Origin of the sequence: Exiguobacterium sp. s78 (genome assembly GCF_018618985.1) — a bacterium.
Classification (GTDB): domain Bacteria; phylum Bacillota; class Bacilli; order Exiguobacteriales; family Exiguobacteriaceae; genus Exiguobacterium_A; species Exiguobacterium_A abrahamii.
In genome coordinates this window covers 2,076,722-2,098,128 of record NZ_JACSNB010000001.1, presented here as the reverse complement: position 1 = coordinate 2,098,128, position 21,407 = coordinate 2,076,722, and the positions used below count along the sequence as shown (strand labels likewise).

At 48.2% G+C, this 21,407-nt stretch carries 23 protein-coding genes; 21 read left to right on the top strand and 2 right to left on the bottom strand.

Translation table 11 applies throughout. The features are described from left to right. Positions 1–35: 35 nt before the first annotated feature. From iadA to KNQ18_RS10815, 14 genes are all read left to right on the top strand, one after another. The gene (iadA, locus tag KNQ18_RS10880) at positions 36–1,169 is read left to right on the top strand and encodes a beta-aspartyl-peptidase (protein ID WP_215084748.1); all 1,134 of its coding nucleotides are present in this window, start codon (positions 36–38) and stop codon (positions 1,167–1,169) included. 13 nt (positions 1,170–1,182) lie between these two features. Further along, positions 1,183–1,671, top strand: coding sequence for a thioredoxin family protein (locus KNQ18_RS10875; protein ID WP_050677692.1), 489 nt, complete (start codon positions 1,183–1,185; stop codon positions 1,669–1,671). Next, positions 1,664–2,443 (top strand): phosphatidylserine decarboxylase, encoded by a 780-nt coding sequence (locus tag KNQ18_RS10870; protein WP_214724403.1) that lies wholly within the window; start codon positions 1,664–1,666, stop codon positions 2,441–2,443. Before KNQ18_RS10875 ends, KNQ18_RS10870 begins: the two co-directional genes overlap by 8 nt. 50 nt (positions 2,444–2,493) lie before the next feature. Further along, positions 2,494–3,843, top strand: a complete 1,350-nt coding sequence (locus tag KNQ18_RS10865) for an ArsB/NhaD family transporter (protein ID WP_195865607.1) — start codon at positions 2,494–2,496, stop codon at positions 3,841–3,843. A 136-nt stretch (positions 3,844–3,979) separates the two neighbouring features. Beyond that, complete coding sequence (locus KNQ18_RS10860) at positions 3,980–4,564, top strand: YqeG family HAD IIIA-type phosphatase (protein WP_023467420.1); 585 nt, start codon at positions 3,980–3,982, stop codon at positions 4,562–4,564. Between the two features lie 143 nt (positions 4,565–4,707). Then, positions 4,708–5,817: a ribosome biogenesis GTPase YqeH gene (gene yqeH / locus KNQ18_RS10855; RefSeq protein WP_023467421.1), complete on the top strand. Its 1,110-nt coding sequence runs from the start codon at positions 4,708–4,710 to the stop codon at positions 5,815–5,817. Further along, entirely contained in the window at positions 5,817–6,605 is a 789-nt protein-coding gene (aroE, locus tag KNQ18_RS10850; protein WP_058265063.1) for a shikimate dehydrogenase, read from the top strand. Before yqeH ends, aroE begins: the two co-directional genes overlap by 1 nt. 2 nt (positions 6,606–6,607) lie before the next feature. After that, on the top strand, positions 6,608–6,901 hold the full coding sequence (gene yhbY, locus KNQ18_RS10845; RefSeq protein ID WP_023467424.1) for a ribosome assembly RNA-binding protein YhbY: 294 nt from the start codon (positions 6,608–6,610) through the stop codon (positions 6,899–6,901). Continuing rightward, positions 6,898–7,467, top strand: coding sequence for a nicotinate-nucleotide adenylyltransferase (nadD, locus tag KNQ18_RS10840; RefSeq protein ID WP_215084746.1), 570 nt, complete (start codon positions 6,898–6,900; stop codon positions 7,465–7,467). Before yhbY ends, nadD begins: the two co-directional genes overlap by 4 nt. Beyond that, positions 7,457–8,032, top strand: a complete 576-nt coding sequence (gene yqeK / locus KNQ18_RS10835) for a bis(5'-nucleosyl)-tetraphosphatase (symmetrical) YqeK (RefSeq protein WP_023467426.1) — start codon at positions 7,457–7,459, stop codon at positions 8,030–8,032. The genes nadD and yqeK overlap by 11 nt, the downstream gene beginning before the upstream one ends. Further along, positions 8,029–8,376, top strand: a complete 348-nt coding sequence (gene rsfS, locus KNQ18_RS10830; RefSeq protein WP_023467427.1) for a ribosome silencing factor — start codon at positions 8,029–8,031, stop codon at positions 8,374–8,376. The genes yqeK and rsfS overlap by 4 nt, the downstream gene beginning before the upstream one ends. Continuing rightward, positions 8,376–9,104, top strand: a complete 729-nt coding sequence (locus tag KNQ18_RS10825; RefSeq protein WP_058704798.1) for a class I SAM-dependent DNA methyltransferase — start codon at positions 8,376–8,378, stop codon at positions 9,102–9,104. The genes rsfS and KNQ18_RS10825 overlap by 1 nt, the downstream gene beginning before the upstream one ends. A gap of 228 nt (positions 9,105–9,332) precedes the next feature. Next, on the top strand, positions 9,333–9,941 hold the full coding sequence (locus KNQ18_RS10820; protein ID WP_214804379.1) for a helix-hairpin-helix domain-containing protein: 609 nt from the start codon (positions 9,333–9,335) through the stop codon (positions 9,939–9,941). Continuing rightward, positions 9,941–12,103, top strand: a complete 2,163-nt coding sequence (locus KNQ18_RS10815; RefSeq protein WP_215084744.1) for a DNA internalization-related competence protein ComEC/Rec2 — start codon at positions 9,941–9,943, stop codon at positions 12,101–12,103. Before KNQ18_RS10820 ends, KNQ18_RS10815 begins: the two co-directional genes overlap by 1 nt. Before the next feature lie 36 nt (positions 12,104–12,139). Here the strand turns inward: KNQ18_RS10815 and KNQ18_RS10810 are convergent, their stop codons facing one another. Then, positions 12,140–12,301 (bottom strand): YqzM family protein, encoded by a 162-nt coding sequence (locus KNQ18_RS10810; RefSeq protein WP_023467431.1) that lies wholly within the window; start codon positions 12,299–12,301, stop codon positions 12,140–12,142. A 100-nt stretch (positions 12,302–12,401) separates the two neighbouring features. On the opposite strand from KNQ18_RS10810, the gene holA reads away from it, so the two are divergent. Both holA and KNQ18_RS10800 read left to right on the top strand, forming a co-directional pair. Then, the gene (gene holA, locus KNQ18_RS10805; RefSeq protein ID WP_215084742.1) at positions 12,402–13,403 is read left to right on the top strand and encodes a DNA polymerase III subunit delta; all 1,002 of its coding nucleotides are present in this window, start codon (positions 12,402–12,404) and stop codon (positions 13,401–13,403) included. A 13-nt stretch (positions 13,404–13,416) separates the two neighbouring features. Next, complete coding sequence (locus KNQ18_RS10800) at positions 13,417–13,860, top strand: GNAT family N-acetyltransferase (protein ID WP_251133344.1); 444 nt, start codon at positions 13,417–13,419, stop codon at positions 13,858–13,860. Between the two features lie 126 nt (positions 13,861–13,986). On the opposite strand, the gene rpsT is transcribed toward KNQ18_RS10800, so the two are convergent. Next, a complete protein-coding gene (rpsT, locus tag KNQ18_RS10795) occupies positions 13,987–14,247 on the bottom strand; it encodes a 30S ribosomal protein S20 (protein WP_023467434.1) in 261 nt (86 codons plus the stop codon). 232 nt (positions 14,248–14,479) lie between these two features. On the opposite strand from rpsT, the gene lepA reads away from it, so the two are divergent. From lepA to dnaK, 5 genes are all read left to right on the top strand, one after another. Then, the gene (gene lepA / locus KNQ18_RS10790; protein WP_023467435.1) at positions 14,480–16,303 is read left to right on the top strand and encodes a translation elongation factor 4; all 1,824 of its coding nucleotides are present in this window, start codon (positions 14,480–14,482) and stop codon (positions 16,301–16,303) included. Between the two features lie 58 nt (positions 16,304–16,361). Next, the gene (gene hemW, locus KNQ18_RS10785; RefSeq protein WP_215084740.1) at positions 16,362–17,507 is read left to right on the top strand and encodes a radical SAM family heme chaperone HemW; all 1,146 of its coding nucleotides are present in this window, start codon (positions 16,362–16,364) and stop codon (positions 17,505–17,507) included. 316 nt (positions 17,508–17,823) lie between these two features. Further along, positions 17,824–18,858 (top strand): heat-inducible transcriptional repressor HrcA, encoded by a 1,035-nt coding sequence (gene hrcA / locus KNQ18_RS10780; RefSeq protein ID WP_023467439.1) that lies wholly within the window; start codon positions 17,824–17,826, stop codon positions 18,856–18,858. A 24-nt stretch (positions 18,859–18,882) separates the two neighbouring features. Then, entirely contained in the window at positions 18,883–19,440 is a 558-nt protein-coding gene (grpE, locus tag KNQ18_RS10775) for a nucleotide exchange factor GrpE (RefSeq protein ID WP_023467440.1), read from the top strand. A gap of 48 nt (positions 19,441–19,488) precedes the next feature. After that, positions 19,489–21,315, top strand: coding sequence for a molecular chaperone DnaK (gene dnaK / locus KNQ18_RS10770; RefSeq protein WP_029341001.1), 1,827 nt, complete (start codon positions 19,489–19,491; stop codon positions 21,313–21,315). Positions 21,316–21,407: the final 92 nt, after the last annotated feature.

Sequence of the window (21,407 nt, the reverse complement as noted above, 5' to 3'; positions counted from 1 at the left end):
ATAGGCTCGCTTTTTGTCTTAAGGAGGAATGAACGATGATCGTCATCGAACAGGTTCTGTGGCAAGAGATGCCGCAAAATGTCTACATCGCAGGGAATCAGATCATCGGAATCGGTTCCTACACCATAGATGAAGCACTGATCACGCAACGGATTGATGGTCGCAACAAACGGATAGTCCCCGGATTCATCGACGGACACTTACATCCGATCGGTGGAGGTGGAGAAGGCGGATTTGCCACGCGAACGGCTCCGTTGACTGTTCGTGACATATTCGAAGGCGGTGTCACGACGGTCGTCGGATTGCTCGGAACGGATGGTTGGACACGAACAGGAATTGACCTACTGGCACACATACGGGGATATGCTGCATCTGGTATCCGTCCCTTTCTATTAAGCGGAAGTTATATGGTTCCGCCGGTCTTCCTGACGCAATCGACAGGACATGATATCGTCCTCATCAATGAAGTGATTGGCATCGGAGAGATTGCCATCAACGATCACCGATCGACACAACCGACGGCTCATGAACTCGCGCGATTAGCGTCAGAAGCCCGAATTGCCGGCATGGTCAAAGGAGTGTCGGGAACGATGAACGTCCATATCGGAGACGGGAAACAAGGGCTCGATCTATTACATGAAGTGATCGACACGACCGATCTACCGATTCAACAATTCCTTCCGACGCATATCAACCGAAGTGAACGGATCTTTGAAGCGGGACTCGCCTGGGCGAAACGGGGAGGTCGAATCGATTTCACGACGTGTACGACGGAAAGCTTCATTGCGGAAGGCGAGATTCCAGCAGGACAGGCTGTTGCCCGTGCTTTAGCAGCGGGAATCCCACCCGAGCAGATCACGATGTCGAGCGACGCTGGCGCAAGTCTTCCGGCGTTTGATGATGCAGGTCGCTTAGTGCGGATTGATACAGGAAAACCCTCTTCCTTGATGCAAGCCGTACGCGATGCAGTGGAGCATGGTGTTACTTTTGATCAGGCAATCGCGACGATCACGCGACATGTCGCGGATGCATATGGTATACCGGGCGGGCGAATAGCGGTTGGAGAACGAGCGGATCTGTTACTGATTGATGACGCTTTGCAAATCGATACGATTCTTGCGAATGGTCATGCTATAATGGTTCAGAAAAAATGGCTAATACCAGAATGACGGAGGGATAGACGTGTCAAAGAAGTCGAAACGTAAAAACACGAAAAAACCGCAATCCAAGGCGAATTGGATTACAGCCGGAGTCATCGCCTTGATCGTATTGGTGGGAGGATTACTTCTCGTCTTCACGGATCGAGAAGATTCTGCATCGAAGAACGGCAACCTAACGGCTACACAAGTCGCAGATAAAGTAAAATCCGGTGATGAATTCTATACGTATTTCTATCAAACAGGTTGTTCTCACTGTGAAAAAGTAAAACCATATCTCGTCCCGCTTGGTGAAAAACAGGACATCCCATTCGAACAGATTGATCTTGCTGTCGAACAGTCGGCTTGGGACACGTTTGGCATCGAGGGTACACCGACGGTTGTTCATTTTAAGGATGGTAAGGAAGTCGGACGTGTAGCAGGTGAACAAACGGAAGACAGCTATAAAGAGTTCTTCGCTGGAAAAGACGTAAAGGACTCAAAAGAAGAATCATCCGGTGATCTCAATGATTAAAAAATGGTTTTACTCTCGCGTGTTCGAATTAAATGGACACCCGCTTGTTGCCAAACAACTGAAACGTTTTGCGATGAGCCGTATCAGTCGTCCATTCATCCGTCCGTTCGTTCAGGCATACGATCTAAATATGACAGAAGCGACTCGGAATTTAGAAGCGTATTCGAGTTTACATGACGTTTTCATTCGTCATGTCAAACCGGAAATGCGACCGATTGATCAATCAGAAGGCGCATTCGTCAGTCCGTGTGACGGTGTGCTATCCGTCGTTGACGACTTGACGGCTGATAGCCGCTTTACTGTCAAAGGACAATCGTATACGGTATCTGAGTTACTCGGTTCCCATCACGAGGCACAGCAATATGTTGGTGGACGTGTGATGATCTTTTACTTAAGTCCGCAAAACTACCATCGTGTTCATGTGCCGATGGATGGAACAGTCCGGACGAGCTATACGCTCGGTCGCGATTCAGCACCAGTGAATGAGATCGGTCTCACACATGCGCTTCGTCCATTGACGCGGAACTACCGTCGTGTGACGCGCATCGTCCAAGGGAAACATGCGCTTGAACATGTCATGGTCGGCGCACTGAACGTTAACTCGATCGTTCGGACGAACGAGTCGAAGGACCTTCGTCGCGGGGATGAGTTTGGATACTTCTCATTCGGTTCGACGGTCGTCCTGATTTGTCCGAAAGATGCATTGACGTTAGACAGTCAGGCGATTGGACCAGTTTTAATGGGGCAGCGCCTCGGACAATGGCATTCATGAAAGCGAGGCGCCCGTTTTGGGCGTCTCCTTACGTTTAGGAGGAATGAATCATGCCGGCACTGGCATTAGCAGAAATCGGAAGTACACAGGTCCAGACGTATATCGCACTCATCATTTTTTTAGTGACCTATGGCTTCATCATCAGTGAAAAAGTAAGCCGGGCGATCGTCGCCTTGCTTGGAGCGCTCGCGATGGTCATCATCGGTATCGTGGATCTCGAGACCGCATTGTTTGAATATATTGAATGGGGAACGATCGTCTTATTGATCGGCATGATGATTCTCGTCACGATTGCCAATCAATCTGGCTTGTTCGAATACATTGCGATTCGTGCGGCGAAGACGACGAAAGGTGATCCAATCAAGGTATTGATTTTACTGTCCGCATTGACGGCACTTGGATCGGCATTCCTTGATAACGTCACGACGGTTCTATTGATCGTTCCGATCACATTTTCGATTACGAAGATACTTAAAATCGCGCCGTTTCCGTTCTTGCTCGCAGAAGTCCTATTTGCGAATATCGGTGGGACGGCGACCTTGATTGGGGATCCACCGAATATCATGATTGGTGCTGCGAATCCACACTTGACGTTCAATGCCTTTTTAGTGAATCTTGCACCAATTATCCTCGTCATCACGGTCGTAACGATCGGCATCCTGTATTTCATCTTCCGGAAGCAGTTGCATGTCGAAGCGGAAGATCGACAAAAACTGATGGAAATCGATGAGAAGAGTTATATCGTCAGTCGAAAATTGGTCACGCGAAGTAGTATCGTTCTCGTCAGTACGATTGCGCTGTTCGTGTTACATCCGGTGCTTGATCGAATCGGACTTCATCTCGAAGCACCAGCGATCGCGATCCTTGGAGCGACCGTTCTGATGCTGCTGACGATTGAAAACGATCATCAGTTAGAGGGAATCTTTGCCCGTATCGAGTGGACGACAATCTTTTTCTTCGCCGGATTGTTCGTGCTCGTCGGTGGGATTCAGGAAGCGGGCATCATCCGTTACCTCGCCGAAAAGACGATTGATCTGACAGGCGGTGATATTCAGACGACAGCAACTGCTGTGCTTTGGTTGTCTGGTATCGCCAGTGCGACGATCGATAACATCCCGTTCGTTGCGACGATGATTCCACTCATCAACGATGTGGCTGCTGGAATTGGATTATCACCAGCAGATGCGAAAGTGGACGTGTTATGGTGGTCCCTCGCACTCGGTGCATGTCTCGGTGGTAACGGGACATTGATCGGTGCATCGGCGAACGTCATCGTCGCGGGTCTCGCAACACGACAAGGTGAAAAATTCACCTATATGCGCTTTTTGATTTACGGAGCACCGATCACGATCGTAACGTTGATTCTATCCCAACTCTATTTGTGGATTCGGTATTATTAAGAAAACGGAAGGTCCACCTTCCGTTTTCTTTTGTGCGTCGCTCTTACTACCTGATTGTGCTATAATCGAACGATAAGAGCATAACTGTTTCTTAAACTTAACTATAGAGCTAGACCATTATCTGGAGGTTTTATTCTTGTTCAAACGACTTTATCCGAAACATTTCGTGGCTTCGATCTACGATATCGACCTTGAAATGCTCAAACGAAACGGTGTCAAAGCGATTTTGACCGATCTTGATAATACGCTCGTCGCATGGAATATCGCAGATGCTCCAGACGAATTGGTTGCTTGGCTGGATATGGTGAATAATCAATATGGTTTCGACGTCATCATCGTATCGAACAATAACGGAGACCGCGTCAAGAAGTTCGCGGATCCACTCGGATTGCATTATATTGCGCCAGCTCGAAAACCGCTTCCTATCGGGTTTAAACGGGCATTGACGGAATTCGGTTATCACGCGAAGGAAGTTGTCTTCTTAGGAGACCAACTCTTTACGGATGTACTCGGTGCAAACTCCGTTGGAATCGAAGTCATCCACGTTCAACCTGTCGTTAAGACGGACGGTGTCGTCACGAAATTCAATCGCCTGATGGAACGTGTCATTTTCCGCCGGATGAAACGCAAAGGAATCTATAAATTGACACAACGCGTCAAGGAAGATCCTTCTGCACTGGAGCATCCGATCGAAACACTTCGTCAGGATAAGCAACAATAACCCTGTCAGATCGGTAGATGAAAGGGAAGGCAGCAGTCGCAACATGTACGGCGAGAGGTCGGAAGTTACGCTCTTGGAGTAGCGAGCAGGGCGCTACGGTGAAAAGAGAAGGGATATCGTTCCCGCATGCGGCTCAACATAATATGATCGAAGAAATCCACTGCGCTGGCTGTGGTGTCGCCATTCAAACGGAAGACACAAAAGCACCAGGATACGCACCTAAATCTGCACTTGATCGTGAAATGGTCATTTGCCAACGTTGCTTTAAATTAAAGCACTACAATCAAATTCAAGATGTATCGTTATCGGACGATGATTTCGTTAAAATCTTAGACGGAATCGGTCAAAAAGATGCACTTGTCGTTAAAATCGTTGATATCTTCGATTTTAATGGAAGCTGGTTACCGGGATTACATCGGTTCGTCGGTAAAAACGACGTCTTACTCGTCGGGAACAAAGCCGATTTATTACCGAAGTCACTCAACCCGAACCGTCTCATGAACTGGATGCGTCAAGCATCGAAAGAACTTGGATTACGTCCAGTCGACGTTCATCTGATCAGTGCGAAAAAAGGGCACGGAGTCGATGAACTCGCTGAAAAAATCGATTATTATCGAAAAGGTCGCGACGTCTATGTCGTTGGTTGTACGAACGTCGGGAAATCGACGCTGATCAACCAAGTCATCAAACGCTTCGGTGAAGAAGATGAAGCCGTCATCACGGTCAGTCACTTCCCAGGAACGACACTAGACTTGATCGACATTCCACTCGATGATAACTGTAACCTGTATGATACACCGGGGATCATCAATCATCATCAGATGGCTCACTATGTTGATGCAAAGGACTTGAAGCTGATCACACCGAAAAAAGAGATCAAGCCACAAGTCTTCCAAATCCACCCGCAACAGACACTCTTCTTCGGAGGTCTTGCACGATTGGACTATATGGAAGGGAACAAGCGTTCATTCGTCATCTACATGTCGAACGAATTGAAAGTTCACCGGACGAAGCTTGAAAAGGCAGACGATTTATACGCGAACCACAACGGTGAGCTGTTGTCTCCGCCAAACGAAAAGACGCGTGAGATGCTACCGCCGCTTGTCCGTCATGAATTCAGCCTCCGCGACAACATGAAGACGGATATCGTCTTCAGTGGACTCGGGTGGGTTGCGGTTCACGGAAAAGGTGGACGTGTCGCTGCTTACGCCCCGAAAGGTGTCGCTGTATCCTTACGTGAGGCGCTCGTCTGATGCGCTTTGCCGTCATCGGTCATCCGATTGCCCATTCACTTTCACCTGAGCTGCATACAGCTTGGCTGGAAGCGGCTGGGCTTTTCGGCTGTTATGACCTCATCGATGTAACGGAGCAGCAATTGCCGCAAATCATTACGAAATTACGCACACATCAGCTAGACGGAATCAATGTGACGATTCCGCATAAAACAGCAATCATTCCGTATCTGGATCGGCTAGAGCCGGCAGCTCAAAAAGCAGGCGCCGTGAATACGGTATATCGGCAGGATGGGCAGTTGATTGGTGCGAATACAGATGGAATCGGATTCGTCCGCGCGTTGACAGAACGTCGTCCGTCATTTCAAAAGACGCTCGTTCTTGGTGCGGGCGGTGCGGCGCGAGGCATCATTGCTGCGTTGCCCGGAGATGTGACGATCACGAATCGTACAGAAGAACGCTCTAAGGCAGTTGCCGATGAATTCGGAGCAACCGTTCTACCATGGCAAGAAACATTTGATTTAACGAGTTACGACGTCATCATCAATACGACTTCTGTCGGGATGGCGCCACATATCGAGGCACGTCCGATCGAATTGACGGAGACGCACGCCTTGATTTGTGATATTATTTATCGACCGACGCCGACCCGTCTATTGCGTGAAGCGACCGAAAAAGGTCTCGACACACTTGACGGCGTCCCGATGTTCGTCTTACAAGCGGCTGAAGCATTTGAACGCTTCACCGGACAAGCACCTGACCTTGCACTTGGCGAGCAGGTGATACGAAAGCAATTGGAGGAATTTTAATCATGTTAACAGGTAAACAAAAACGTTTTTTACGCGCGACAGCTCACGACTTAAACCCGATTTTCCAAGTCGGTAAAAATGGAGTCGGAGAAGCGATGTGCGCTGATTTGATGGATGCGCTCGAAAAACGGGAACTCTTGAAAGTACAAGTATTGCAAAATTGTGCGGACGCACCGAAGGATGTCGCACAAGAACTCGTCGCAGGAACGAATGCTGAACTCGTTCAAGTCATCGGAAAAGTCATCGTTCTCTATAAAGAATCAAAAGAGAACAAGACGCTCGAATTGCCACGATGAAAATCGGACTGATGGGCGGAACGTTTGATCCTCCGCATATCGGTCATCTCCTGATTGCCGAACAAGCGCAGGAACAACTCGAACTCGATGCGGTCTGGTTCGTACCATCGAATGTGCCACCGCATAAACAACGTACTGTCACAGACGCAACCAAGCGTCTACGTCTTGTAGAAGAAGCAATTGCATTGAATCCTGCTTTTTCCGTCTCAGCAATCGAGTTTGAGCGCGAAGAGCCTTCCTATACGTATGATACGATTCGTGCACTCAAGCATCGGTACCCGGAGCATGAGTTTCTGTTTCTCGTTGGAGCAGATTCACTCGTGAGTCTCGATACGTGGTATCAAGCCGAACGGTTATACGAGGAAGTCGTCTTTGGTGCCGTCGCTCGACCGGGCAGTCGGTATCTGATTCCGCGTGGTGCCCGTGTGAAAGCGGTCGATATGCCATTGCTAGAAATTTCTTCGACGGATATCCGGCAACGGGTCGCGCGCGGACGGAGCATTCGCTACCTTGTACCGGAAGCCGTTCGACAACGGATTGAGGAGTGGAATCTATATGCGCCTTGAAGAAGCACGTCAAATCATTGAGCGTACGTTGCCTGAGCGACGCTATGTGCACACATTAGGTGTCGTCGAGACAGCGCGACACTTAGCTCTTAAATATGGTGTTGACGAAGAAGAAGCAACACTTGCTGCTATGCTTCATGACTATGCGAAATACCGCGATACGAATGAGATGCGTTCGATTGCCGTTGAATTGAATCAACGTGTTTTACTCGATTATGATGACGAACTGCTTCATGCGCCAGTGGGTGCGGAGCTTGTCCGTCGAGAACTTGGTCTTGATTCAGACGTGATTTATCAGGCCATCGCAAATCACACGACGGGGGCACCCGGTATGCCGTTGCTCGATCAAATCATCTTCGTCGCGGATGCGATTGAACCAAATCGCAGTTATCCAGGTGTCGAAGCGCTTCGTGAAGTAGCGGAGCAGGATTTGACGGACGCTGTCATTGCAACACTCAGTCAGACGATTCATTTTTTATGTAAAAAACAAGCCATCATCTTTCCGCGTACGATTGAGACTTATAATGCCTTCGTCGCGGCCAAACGAAAGGGGACCGTCCTATGACAGTCGAACAAGAATTACAATTAATCGTAAATGCCATCGACGATAAACGCGCTGAAGATATCGTCGTCCTGAATATGTCGAGCATCTCACCAGTTGCCGACTACTTCGTCATCTGTGAAGGGAATTCAGAAAAACAAGTACAGGCAATCGCACGTGAACTCAAAGAAGTCGCGCACGAACATAACCTGCCGATCAAACGTCTCGAAGGATTCGATGCGGCACGTTGGGTGTTAGCGGATCTTGAAAACGTCGTCGTTCACGTCTTCCACCGTGACGATCGTGATTACTATAATCTCGAAAAACTCTGGGCAGATGCTCCAAAGGTTGAAGTCGAGGTCAACTAATGGCATACGAACAGTTCGCCTACATCTATGATGAATTGATGCAAGACGTCCCGTACGATCAATGGGTCGACTGGGTCAAAGCATACGTTCCGACTGGCAGTACGATTGCTGATATCGGATGTGGAACGGGTACGGCGACGCTTGCATTAGCGGCGCACTATGAGATGCTCGGAATCGATTTATCGGAAGAGATGCTCGAAGTCGCGCAGGAAAAAGCGATGGAAGAGGGATTACGCATTCAATTCTGGGCGCAAGACATGCGCGAAATCGAATTGCCGACACCTGTCGATGCCGTGACGATCCTATGCGACTCCTTGAACTATCTCCGGACGGAAGAGGATGTCAAACAGACGTTTACACATGTAGCAGCAATCCTCAAAGAGGGTGGACGTCTCTTATTTGATACACACTCTCCATACAAGATGGAAACGTTGTTCAATGGAAAGACATATGCGACACATGCGGAGCAAAGTTCGTATATCTGGTTCGCGGATCCTGGTGAAGCACCGCTTTCTGTCGTCCATGAACTGACTTTCTTCATCGAGGAAGAGGACGGTCGCTACGAGCGTGTCGATGAAACGCATCATCAGCGGACGTATCCTCCAGCACAGTACGTGACGTGGTTACGCGACGCCGGATTCCGGGTTCTTGCGGTCACAGGCGATTTTGGACCGGATGCTCCTTCTGAGACAGCCGAGCGGATTTTCTTCGTTGCTGAAAAAATGTAAAAGTGATCTCATCCGTCTTCTTTAAGCGATACACGTTCGTGTTGCTTGAAGGAGACGGATTTTTTGTTCGTCAAACAGATGCTAATTCAAAGTTATGGTATGGATGATATGATCTTTATCCGACATAACACACCGTATCATGTTGTAAAAGAGTGGTTAGTGCGTATTCCTTCGTTTCCTGAAGTCCGTAGCGACCTGTTAGAGTCGTGGAAAAAGGAGGGATTCGTCTTGACCGTTCCACGTTTGCAACAAATCGCAGGTCTCGTCGTCGTCCTGCTACTCATCATTTTATTGTTCGTACCATTACCCTCTTGCTCGAATGAAGCGATGGTCGATCAACCGTCCTTAACGGATAAACAACAAGAGGCAAAAGCAGAGCCAGCAGAAAAGGAGACCTCGATTCGTGACAAACTCATCATGGTCGATGTGAAAGGGGCGGTAGAAGCACCTGGACCCTATCAATTCCATCTCGGTGATCGAGTGAAGGATGCAATCGAAAAAGCAAAGACGACTGAGAAAGCTGACATTCGACAAATGAATCTCGCGGCACGTCTCATTGATGGACAGGAAGTCATCGTGCCGGTAAAAAAGACGAAAGATCAGCCGAAACCAACGAAACGCTCAAAAGCAGAGATACCAAAAGGACTGATTGACCTCAATGCGGCAACGGCGGAACAGTTGATGGAGGTTCCGGGAATCGGTCCTGCCAAAGCAGAAGCGATCTTAGCCTATCGTGAGGAGAAGGGAGGATTTGCGACGTATGAATCACTCGGAGATGTAAAGGGCTTTGGGGAAAAGACGTTAGAATCGCTTAAATCCTACCTGATCGTCTACTGATGCCGCTTCATGCGCTGTTCGTTCTCTTACTCATTGTCGCCATTAAAGAATCGATCTGGTGGTTAGTGACGCTGATGCTATTTACTGTCATGAAGTCATGGTCTTTTTCAATCGGTCGTCTTTTCTTTTTGTTCATTCTGAGTTGTCTATTCATCGGAATGGGTCATCTGTCACCTGAACCGCACGACGTCTCGTCTGTTGACATCTTATCAGGTAAGCGTAATGGGGATCGAATTCGCTATGATGCGGAGAGCAATGGTCAATCGGTTCTATTGACGGCAACGATTGCAGAAGATGAGACAGGATACGAACGAATCGGTTACTCCTGTCACGTCAATACGGAACCGCTCGATGTCCGCCAACAATCGAATGCGGGAGGTTTTGACGAACTGCAATTCATGCATACGCATCGTTACGCTGGAAAGTGGGAAGTACGTTCGTTTGATTCCTGTCATCCGACACTTGGGTATGCGGCAGAAGGAAGACGGGTACGTGAAGCATGGTTGAAACGGATAGAAGACTTGTTACCACAAAAGCAAGCATTCTACGTCGAAGCACTTGTATTTGGTGAGGATCGATTAATGGATCAAGTGACGCTCGAACGGTTTAAGAAATTCGGCTTATTACATGCGATCGTCATTTCAGGATCACATATCGCTTTTTTAGTAGTTAGTCTGCTGTACGTCTTACGAAAAATCAGAATGACAAAAGAAAAACGACTTGATATCGTTCTGATCTTACTGCCGATTTACGGATGGTTGACGGAGTGGAGTCCTCCAGTCACGCGGGCTGTGCTCGTCGCGATCATTCTGTTGCTCGGTCGTCGTTTCCACAAACCGTTAGATCCGGTCGAGGTCATTGCGGGGGTCGCAGCTTTTCAATTAGCGATTCAACCAACTGTCATTTACGATATCGGATTTCAATTGACGGTCGGACTGACGCTGTTTCTTGTGCTGTCGAGACGACTCATGAGTTCGGTTCGTCGTCCTTGGAACTGGCTGCTTATCAGTGCTTGGGCACAGTTTGGAACACTCCTCTTTTTACAGGGTATTGAACAGACGACGGTTTCAATTTGGTCGCCATTCTTGAACTTATTGATTGGTGGCTGGATTGAATGGGTGATTCTGCCGGGATCGTTCATTCTTGCGACACTTCCGTTCTTACCGATTCGTTCAACGTTTCAGATCGCGCATCGGTATGCGATTCAATGGATGGATCAAGCGTTACGACTGGCGGAGGATCTACCGTTGGCGATGGTTGCCGTTCCGGCATTTTCTCCTATCGTCTTGACGATTGTCGTTGTCGGAACGGGAATCGCTTGGTTCATTGCTGAGCGGAGATGGTGGGGGCATGCTCTACCGTTGATCCTTTTACTTACGGCATGGGGCTACACGGAGTGGCACGCACCTGAACAGATCACGTTTGTAGATGTCGGGCAAGGCGATAGTATCGTGCTTGAGAAAGCAGGAGAGACATTCGTCGTGGATACCGGTGGCGTTTATCAACAAACGACGCATCCACTGCTCCGTCCGTTTGATCCGGGTAGTCATATCGTCGCGCCCTTTTTATTCACACGAGGAGAAGCAGAAATCGACGGTCTCATCGTGACGCATGCTGATCATGATCACGTCGGTGGACTTCTAGGATTACTGCGTCAAGTTCGCGTGAAAACCATTTATTTAGGTGCGTATGACAACACGGATGAGAAGCGAAACGATTTGATTCGTTCGATCGAAGCAACTGGGACGCGTGTCGAGTTCGTTCAAAAGGGGCAAACGATTCGTCCTTGGTTACATGTACTTGCACCGACTGGACGAGAAGAAGAAGAGAACGATCGGTCTATTATATTACTTGCACAGATTGCCAAACAACGTGTTTTACTGACGGGTGACGCTGGCCTAGCAATCGAGGACGAATTAAGCGTTGGAACAATCGATATTCTAAAAGCAGGTCATCATGGTTCGAACACGTCGACCGGTGAAGAACTCTTGCAGAAGACAAATCCGAAGATTGTCATCTTATCAGTCGGACGAAAAAATCGATACGGGCATCCGCATCCGGACGTGCTTGAGCGGATCGGGACAGATCGGATCGTCTTTCGAACGGATGAGGACGGGAGTGTAACTTGTTCTTCAGCGGGCTGTGAACCTATGATAAAATAAAAAAACAGCAACCCCCCAAGGTTGCTGTTTTACTGATTATAGACTTAAGAACTTAATTGCGACACCGATGATGAACAAGACTGCGAAGAAGCCGAATGATGCACCAAAACCAACGGCAGAGTCGAGCGCATCGTTGCGTTTTGATTGAATATCGTTCTCGAACGCGTTTTCACTTGGTGGGCGTACTGAATGTGCCATGCTGCATTCCCCCTTAATAGATTCCGCTTCTAGTATAGCGGAATAAAAGAGGATTATCTATGATGAAGTTAAGAACAAACTGTGAAATGTGGTGGGAATGATGAAAACTCCTTGGCTCGTCAACGGAAAATTAGCGAATTTATACTTATTATATGGAACAGAACGACACTTGTTAGAAGAATGGGAACGTGAAATCGTAAAAGCGGCTCTTCCGGACGGAGAACGCTTTGATTATATGAAAATCGATTTGAACGACCAACCGCTTGATGCGGTACTCGATGAAGCGGAGACGGTATCCTTTTTAAGCGACTACCGTGTCGTCGTTGCAAAACCTGCAACGTTTCTGACAGGAGCGAAAGATAAAAAACAACATAACCTCGAACGGTTAGCAGATTATATCCTACAACCGGCAGACTACGCGGTCGTTGTCTTGATCGTCGAAGCAGAAAAGCTCGATGAACGAAAAACCGTCGTCAAACGATTGAAGGAGCGCGCGACGGTACTAGAGGCAAAAAAACCGACGACCGAAGAGTTGTTCCGCTTCGTTCTGGATGCTGTCAACGACAAAGGATACCGGATGGAACGTCCAGCAATCGAGCGACTCATTTTCTTGACTGCTGAGATGTGGGGGACATTAGCCCATGAACTTGAGAAGTTGATGTTGTTTGCAGGGGACCGACCAACAATCGAAATCGAGGATGTCGATTTGCTTGTTCCGCGGACATTAGAGGACAACGTCTTTCAATTAACGGACTACTTGATGAAGCGTCAACTCGAACCAGCGATCCGCTTGATTCGCGACCTTGAAAAACAAGGACAGGAAGTGTTGGCTCTCCTTGGACTGATGGCACGCCAATACCGGATGATGTTGCTGTCGAAACGATTAGCAGAACAAGGATACGGAGAACGACAAATCGCATCAAAAGTCGGAGCTCATCCGTATGCGATCAAATTGGCACTCCAGTCTGCCAAACGGTTTACGTTTGCGCAGCTCGAGCAAGCACTCATCGCCATCACGACGACAGATGAAGGTATGAAAACAGGACGCGGTGATAAGAAGATTCTATTCGATGCGTTGATTGTTCGCTTAGCGACGCTATAAGAGGAGGCAAACGATGATGGAAGTCCAGGTCATTACAGCAGAAGAGGTCATCCCATTACGGCATGATGTGTTACGTCCACATCAACCACGTGAAGCATGTGTTTATCCAGACGATACCTTGCCATCGACGTTTCATCTCGGCGGGATAAAAGCACAACAAATCGTCGCAATCGGTAGTTTCTCGGAACAATCGCATGCACAAGCGCCAGGAGCGACGTATCAGCTTCGTGGTATGGCGTCGAGTGAAGACGTGCGTGGTGAAGGGTATGGTCGGGCGCTGATCGAAGAAGCCCGTCGTCTATTGAAAGAACGTCAAGTGACAGCATGGTGGTGTAACGCCCGCGTCACGGCACTTCCTTTTTATGAGCGCCTCGGACTGGAACGTGTTGGAGAACCGTTCCTCATTGAAGGGATCGGTCTACACTATGTCATGATCGATCGTCTAGACGACAAGTAAGACAAGAAATGGCGGACGAAGGAATCGTTTTACACGAGTCCTTCGTCCGCCATTTTAGATCATATAAAAAATCGCCACTGGAGATACCTCCTAGTGGCGACCCATCACCGTATTCTTCGGAAAGAATTAAAGTGCGTTTACGAGTTTAGCGAGACGTGATTTGTCACGACCAGCTTTGTTGCTGTGGATGAGACCTTTAGCAGCAGCTTTGTCGATTTTTTTAGAAGCTGTAGCGAAAGCAAGGACCGCTTGGTCTTTGTTACCTTCAGCTGCGAAAGTTTCGACTGCTTTAATCGCTGAACGCATTGCCGATTTACGTTGTACGTTAGCGACGCGGCGTTTTTCAGCTGTTTTAACGCGTTTGATTGCTGATTTAATGTTAGCCATGGATGATTCACCTCCAATAAAACTCATTCGAGATTTATATTCGCATATCTGCAGTTATCGTTCAACAGAACAAACACAATTGTAGCAAACGTTTTTCTTAAAAGCAATACGACGTCTAGGGAATCTTCACATTTTGTTTTTCGGGTAAAACAAAACGAGATAGTACAGTGAAGCGCTTTTTGGTATAATGAACCGTATGTACGTTTGAAAATAAGGTAAGGTGACTCTAAACATGACGAATGAAGACCGTTTAAAGCGGCAGAAGAGTATTCGTAACTTCTCGATCATTGCCCATATCGATCACGGGAAGTCGACACTCGCTGACCGAATTTTAGAAAAAACTGGCGCGTTGACATCGCGCGAAATGAAAGATCAGACACTTGATGCCATGGATCTCGAACGTGAGCGTGGCATCACGATTAAACTCAACGCTGTTCAATTGAAGTATACAGCAAAAGATGGGGAAGATTACATTCTTCACCTCATTGATACACCTGGACACGTCGACTTCACATATGAAGTCTCGCGTTCACTTGCAGCTTGTGAAGGGGCTGTCCTCGTCGTCGATGCGGCGCAAGGAATCGAAGCGCAGACGCTTGCGAACGTTTACTTAGCACTCGACAACGATCTCGAAATCCTTCCGATCATTAACAAAATCGATTTACCTTCTGCGGATGTCGAACGCGTCCGTCAAGAAATCGAAGATGTCATCGGACTTGATGCGTCTGAAGCTGTTCCGACTTCTGCGAAGGCAGGGATCGGCATTGAAGAAATTCTCGAACAAATCGTCGAGAAAGTACCAGCGCCGACGGGTGATCCGTCTGCACCACTCGAAGCATTGATCTTTGACTCCTATTATGACGCTTACCGGGGTGTCGTAGCATCGATTCGAATCGTCAACGGAACAGTTAAAGTCGGCGATAAGATTCGGATGATGTCGACAGGTAAGGACTTTGAGGTTCTGGAACTTGCCGTTGCGACACCAAAACCATTACGTCAGCAAGAACTGACGGTTGGTGATGTTGGAACGTTGTCTGCGTCGATCAAAACGGTCGGCGATGTACGTGTCGGGGATACGATTACGCTTGCGAAACAGCCGGCTACTGAAGCACTGCCAGGATACCGGAAGATGAATCCGATGGTGTACTGTGGACTCTATCCAATCGATGCTGCGAAGTACAACGATTTACGAGAAGCGCTTGAAAAACTACAACTCAGTGACGCGGCGCTTGAGTTCGAACCAGAGACATCACAAGCACTCGGATTCGGATTCCGTTGTGGATTCCTCGGGATGCTCCACATGGAAATCATCCAGGAGCGGATCGAACGTGAATTCAACATCGATATGATCACGACGGCACCATCGGTTATCTACCACGTGACGACGACAGCGGGTGAAGTCTTGCACGTCGATAACCCATCGAAGATGCCGGATCAGCAAAAAGTCGAATTCATCGAAGAGCCCTTCGTTAAGGCTGCTGTCATGACACCGAATGATTACGTCGGTGCGATCATGGAGTTGTGTCAAAAGAAGCGTGGGACATTCGTTGACATGCAATACATCGATACGACACGTGTCAAAATCACGTATGAGTTACCGTTATCTGAGATCGTCTACGACTTCTTCGATCAGTTGAAATCGAGTACGAAAGGGTATGCGTCACTTGATTATGAATTGATCGGCTACCAACAGTCGCGTCTCGTCAAGATGGACATCCTGCTCAACAACGAGAACGTCGATGCGCTCAGCTTCATCGTTCACCGTGACTTTGCGTACGAACGCGGGAAAGTCATCGTTGATAAGTTGAAAGAATTGATTCCGCGGATGCAGTTCGAAGTGCCGATCCAGGCCGCTGTCGGAACGAAGATCGTTGCTCGTTCGACGATCAAGGCATTACGGAAGAACGTTCTCGCGAAATGTTACGGGGGAGATATCTCTCGGAAACGGAAGCTGCTCGAGAAGCAAAAAGAAGGTAAGAAACGCATGAAGATGGTAGGCTCAGTAGAGGTACCGCAAGAAGCCTTCATGTCCGTTCTATCCATGGACGAAGATTAAACAGGTGGGGGGCGCTTGCGTCCCCTTTTTGGTTTTTATAGAGAAAGGATGAGGCGAAATGGGAATACGCGCCGCATATGTCCACATCCCTTTTTGTGAACATATTTGTTATTACTGTGATTTCAATAAAGTCTTTTTAAAGAATCAGCCCGTCGATGAATACCTCGATGCGCTCGAACGCGAAATCGAACTGACGTTGAAACAATACCCGACGGATCATCTCGAGACGATCTTCATCGGTGGCGGAACACCAACCGCTTTAAATGAACCACAGATGCAACGGTTGATGGAAATCATCCAGAAACACTTGTTGCCCCTGACAGGCGATGATTTAGAGTATACAGTCGAGTCGAACCCGGACGGTGTATCAGAAGAGAAGCTCGATATCATGAAGGCGGGCGGTGTCAATCGCGTCAGTTTCGGTGTCCAATCGTTTGATGACGGTTTGCTCGAACGCATCGGTCGGACGCACCGGGAAGCGAAAGTCGCGCAGACGCTCGACGCAGCAGCAAAACGGTTTGATAACATCTCCGTCGACTTGATGTTCGGCTTACCGAATCAGACGCTCGATCAGGTCCGCTACGACGTCTCGCGGGCACTTCAATTACCGATCACGCATATCTCCTCCTATTCGTTGATTTTAGAACCGCACACGGTCTTTGCGATTCAAGAGCGAAAAGGAAAGTTACCGCTACCGACGCAAGATCTCGAGGCAGAGATGTATCAAGTGATGATCGATACGATCGAAGCAGGTGGATATGCGCAGTATGAGATCTCGAACTTCGCGCAAACAGGAAAAGAGAGTCGTCATAATCGCGTCTACTGGGAAAACGATGAGTACTACGGATTCGGTGCAGGATCACACAGCTATATCAATCAGACGCGTCGTGCGAACATCGCACCAATTCCGCACTATATCAAGGCGGAAGGGTTACCGGTTCGAAAAGAGACGCCGTTGACGAACGTCGAGCGGATGGAAGAAGAGATGTTCCTTGGACTTCGAATGAAGGATGGCGTATCACTCGAACGTTTCCAGACGAAATATGGAGTAGCGTTTGAAGATGTGTTTGGTGATGTCATGAAACGCTTATTGCCAAACGGTCTCGTCGAACAGACGGAGACACATATCCGTTTGACGCCTGCCGGTATTCCGTTAGCGAATGAAGTCTTTGCAGAATTCATCGGTGAAGCGCAGGTTCAATGAGTCTTGAATAAATGAAAGGAAGCGGTGTTCCCTTAAAAAAGAGGAATACCGCTTCTTTTCATTTTTTGGATTTCCTTAAAAAATAAGCAGTCGTTCCGATGACCGCGATGAACAGCCAGACAAAGACCCCTGCCATTGCCAATAATTCAATCATCCGATTCATCCTTTCCGTTCTTTGTTTCACTGTATCGCAGAATGGGAAACTGTTCAAAGGGTCACGCAATTCGGTTGACATCGGACGGACAATTCCTTATAGTAAAAGATGTAATTAGCACTCGTTAAAAGTGAGTGCTAACAAAATAAGGTGGTGAAGAAGGTGCTGACGGATCGTCAATTGTTGATTTTACGTGCAATCGTCGATGATTACATCAAGACTGCTCAACCCGTCGGCTCACGGACGCTCTCCAAGCGAGACGACGTGACGTTCAGTTCCGCGACCATTCGTAACGAGATGGCGGACCTCGAAGAGATGGGTCTGATTGAAAAGCCACACACTTCCGCAGGACGGATTCCTTCCGAACTCGGATATCGTTTTTATGTCGACCATCTGATTCGTCCGGAAAGCATCACACCAAAAGAAGCGCAGGCATTGAAATCACTCTTTGCCCATTCCGTGAATGAGAATGATCGGTTGATTCGGCACACAGCAGACCTGTTGAGCGATTTAACCCATTACACGACGCTTGTACTTGGACCAAAAGAAGAGGGACAACGCTTGCATCATCTGGAATTGATTCCTCTTGCCGAAGGTCGTGTCGTCATCGTTCTCGTCACCGAGACGGGACATGTCGAACACAAGACCTTGCAATTGAATCAAGCGTTGTCCCAGGAAGCAGCGAGCCGACTGATGGAACGTCTGAATCAGACGTTACGCGGTACGCCGCTCTCAGCCTTGCGCAGTCGTCTGCTCGAGGAAATCCGTCGCTTCCGTTCAGAGCATTCTGAACAGACGGTGTTGCTTTCGAAGGCACTTGATCTTGTCTTGACGGATCAAGAGGAGCGACCGTTCATCTATCTGGGCGGGAAAGCCAACATGTTCGATCAGCCTGAATTTCAGGACGTCGCAAAACTACGACCTGTTCTCGAGTTGATCGAACAGCAAGAAGCCGTTCTCGATTTTCTCCGACCGAATCTCGATAATCAAATCCTGATTACGATCGGGAGTGAGAACAATGTGGATGCATTAAAAGATTGTAGCGTCATCCGGGCCCATTATTCGGTCGACGGTGTCTCGATCGGGACACTCGCTTTGATCGGACCGAAACGGATGGATTACAACCGGGGAATCAACTCGATCATCCATCTACTTCAAGCATTCCAAACCGAATTGCATAAGAACAATTTGGATTGAATATAGAAAGGGGCTCGATTCAGAGTGGAAGAAAAAGAACAGAATCAAAACCTCCAACAAGAAGAAAACGTGACAGAGCCGACTGAAACCGTCGAAGTCACAGAGGAAGAAGTCATCCAAGCGGATCTCGTCGAAGATGAGAAACCAGACTTCGAAGCACAACTCGCAGAAGCGAAAGCTTCAGAATTACGCCTCCGTGCGGATTTTGAGAACTTCAAACGCCGCAACCGTGTCGAAGCAGAGAATCGCGCGAAGTATTCTTCACAAGCCATCGTCGAAAAGCTATTGCCACTCGTCGATAACTTGGACCGTGCGCTCCAAATCGAGACGGAAAACGAAGAGACGAAATCCGTCTTGACGGGTGTCGAAATGGTGAAACGTCAACTCGTCGAAACGCTTCAAAACGAAGGTGTCGTCGAGATTCCAGCTGTCGGTGAAGCGTTCGATCCGAACTTACACCAAGCGGTCGTTCAAGAAGCGAGCGAAGAACACGAATCAGGCGTCGTCATCGCTGAATTCCAAAAAGGGTACAAATTGCACGATCGTGTGATTCGTCCGAGTATGGTTAAAGTAGCTGAGTAACCAGCTTGCACTTTATTATTCCAATCATTGAAAGCGAGGAAATAGATCATGGCAAAAATCATCGGTATTGACTTAGGTACAACGAACTCATGTGTTGCAGTAATGGAAGGTGGCGAACCAGTCGTCATCGCTAACGCAGAAGGAAACCGTACGACACCATCTGTCGTCGCATTCAAAAACGGCGAGCGTCAAGTAGGGGAAGTCGCAAAACGTCAAGCGATCACGAACCCGAACACGATCATGTCGATCAAGCGTCATATGGGTACGGACTATAAAGTAGAAGTTGAAGGCAAAGACTACACACCACAAGAAGTCTCTGCGATCATCCTTCAAAAACTAAAAGCGCAAGCAGAAGACTACCTCGGTGAAAAAGTCACAGAAGCTGTCATCACAGTACCTGCTTACTTCAACGATGCAGAACGCCAAGCGACAAAAGACGCTGGTACGATTGCTGGTCTTGATGTAAAACGGATCATCAACGAGCCTACAGCGGCAGCACTCGCATACGGTCTCGAAAAAGGCGAAGATCACACGATCCTCATCTATGACCTTGGTGGCGGTACGTTCGACGTGTCGATCCTTGAACTCGGTGATGGCGTCTTTGAAGTTGTTTCAACTGCTGGTGACAGCCGTCTTGGTGGAGATGATTTCGACCAAAAAATCATCGACCATCTTGTAGCAGAATTCAAAAAAGAAAACGGCATCGATCTTGCTCAAGATAAGATGGCGCTTCAACGTTTGAAAGATGCAGCTGAAAAAGCGAAAAAAGACCTTTCAGGTGTTTCTTCAACACAAATCAGCCTTCCGTTCATCACAGCTGGCGCATCAGGTCCACTTCACTTGGAAATGACACTTTCACGCGCGAAATTCGACGATCTCACAGCAGATCTCGTTGAACGTACGATGGAACCAACACGCCGTGCTATGAACGATGCAGGTCTGACACCAGACAAAATCGACAAAATCATCCTCGTTGGTGGTTCGACTCGTATTCCTGCAGTTCAAAAAGCAATCCAGGACTTCACTGGTAAAGAATCGTTCAAAGGGGTTAACCCGGATGAAGTCGTTGCCCTCGGTGCAGCGGTTCAAGGTGGCGTGTTAACAGGAGACGTCAAAGACGTCGTTCTTCTCGACGTAACTCCACTCTCACTCGGTATCGAGACAATGGGTGGCGTGATGACGAAATTGATCGATCGCAACACAACGATCCCGACTTCGAAATCACAAGTCTTCTCGACTGCGGCAGACAGCCAACCAGCTGTTGACATCCACGTCCTCCAAGGGGAACGTCCAATGGCAGCAGATAACAAAACACTCGGTCGCTTCCAATTGACAGACATTCCACCAGCACCACGTGGCGTGCCACAAATCGAAGTTAAATTCGACATCGATGCGAACGGTATCGTTAACGTTTCTGCGAAAGATCTCGGAACGAACAAAGAACAGTCGATCACGATCCAATCATCAAGCGGTTTGACTGAAGCGGATATCGAGCAAATGGTCAAAGATGCAGAAGCAAACGCGGACGCAGACAACAAGCGTAAAGAAGAAGTCGAATTACGCAACGAAGCAGACCAACTCGTCTTCGCAACAGATAAAGCAATCAAAGACCTCGGTGAGCAAGTCGCTGACGCTGATAAAGAAAAAGCAGAAGCTGCAAAAGAAAAAGTAACAAAAGCTCTCGAAGGAACAGACATCGAAGCAATCCGTTCTGCAAAAGACGAATTGTCGACAGTCGTTCAAGAGTTGACACAAAAAGTCTACGAGAACATGGCACAGCAACAAGCTGGCGCTGAAGGCGCACAAGCTGGTAGCCAAGACGACAACGTCATGGACGCTGAGTTCGAAGAAGTCGACGAGAAAGACAACAAGTAATTCATCCGACCGATTTTTCGGGCGCTAGAGAGAGCCAAAGCGTATCCGCGCTTTGGCTCTTTCCATGTCGCACGAAGTTCGGTAAAATCAAA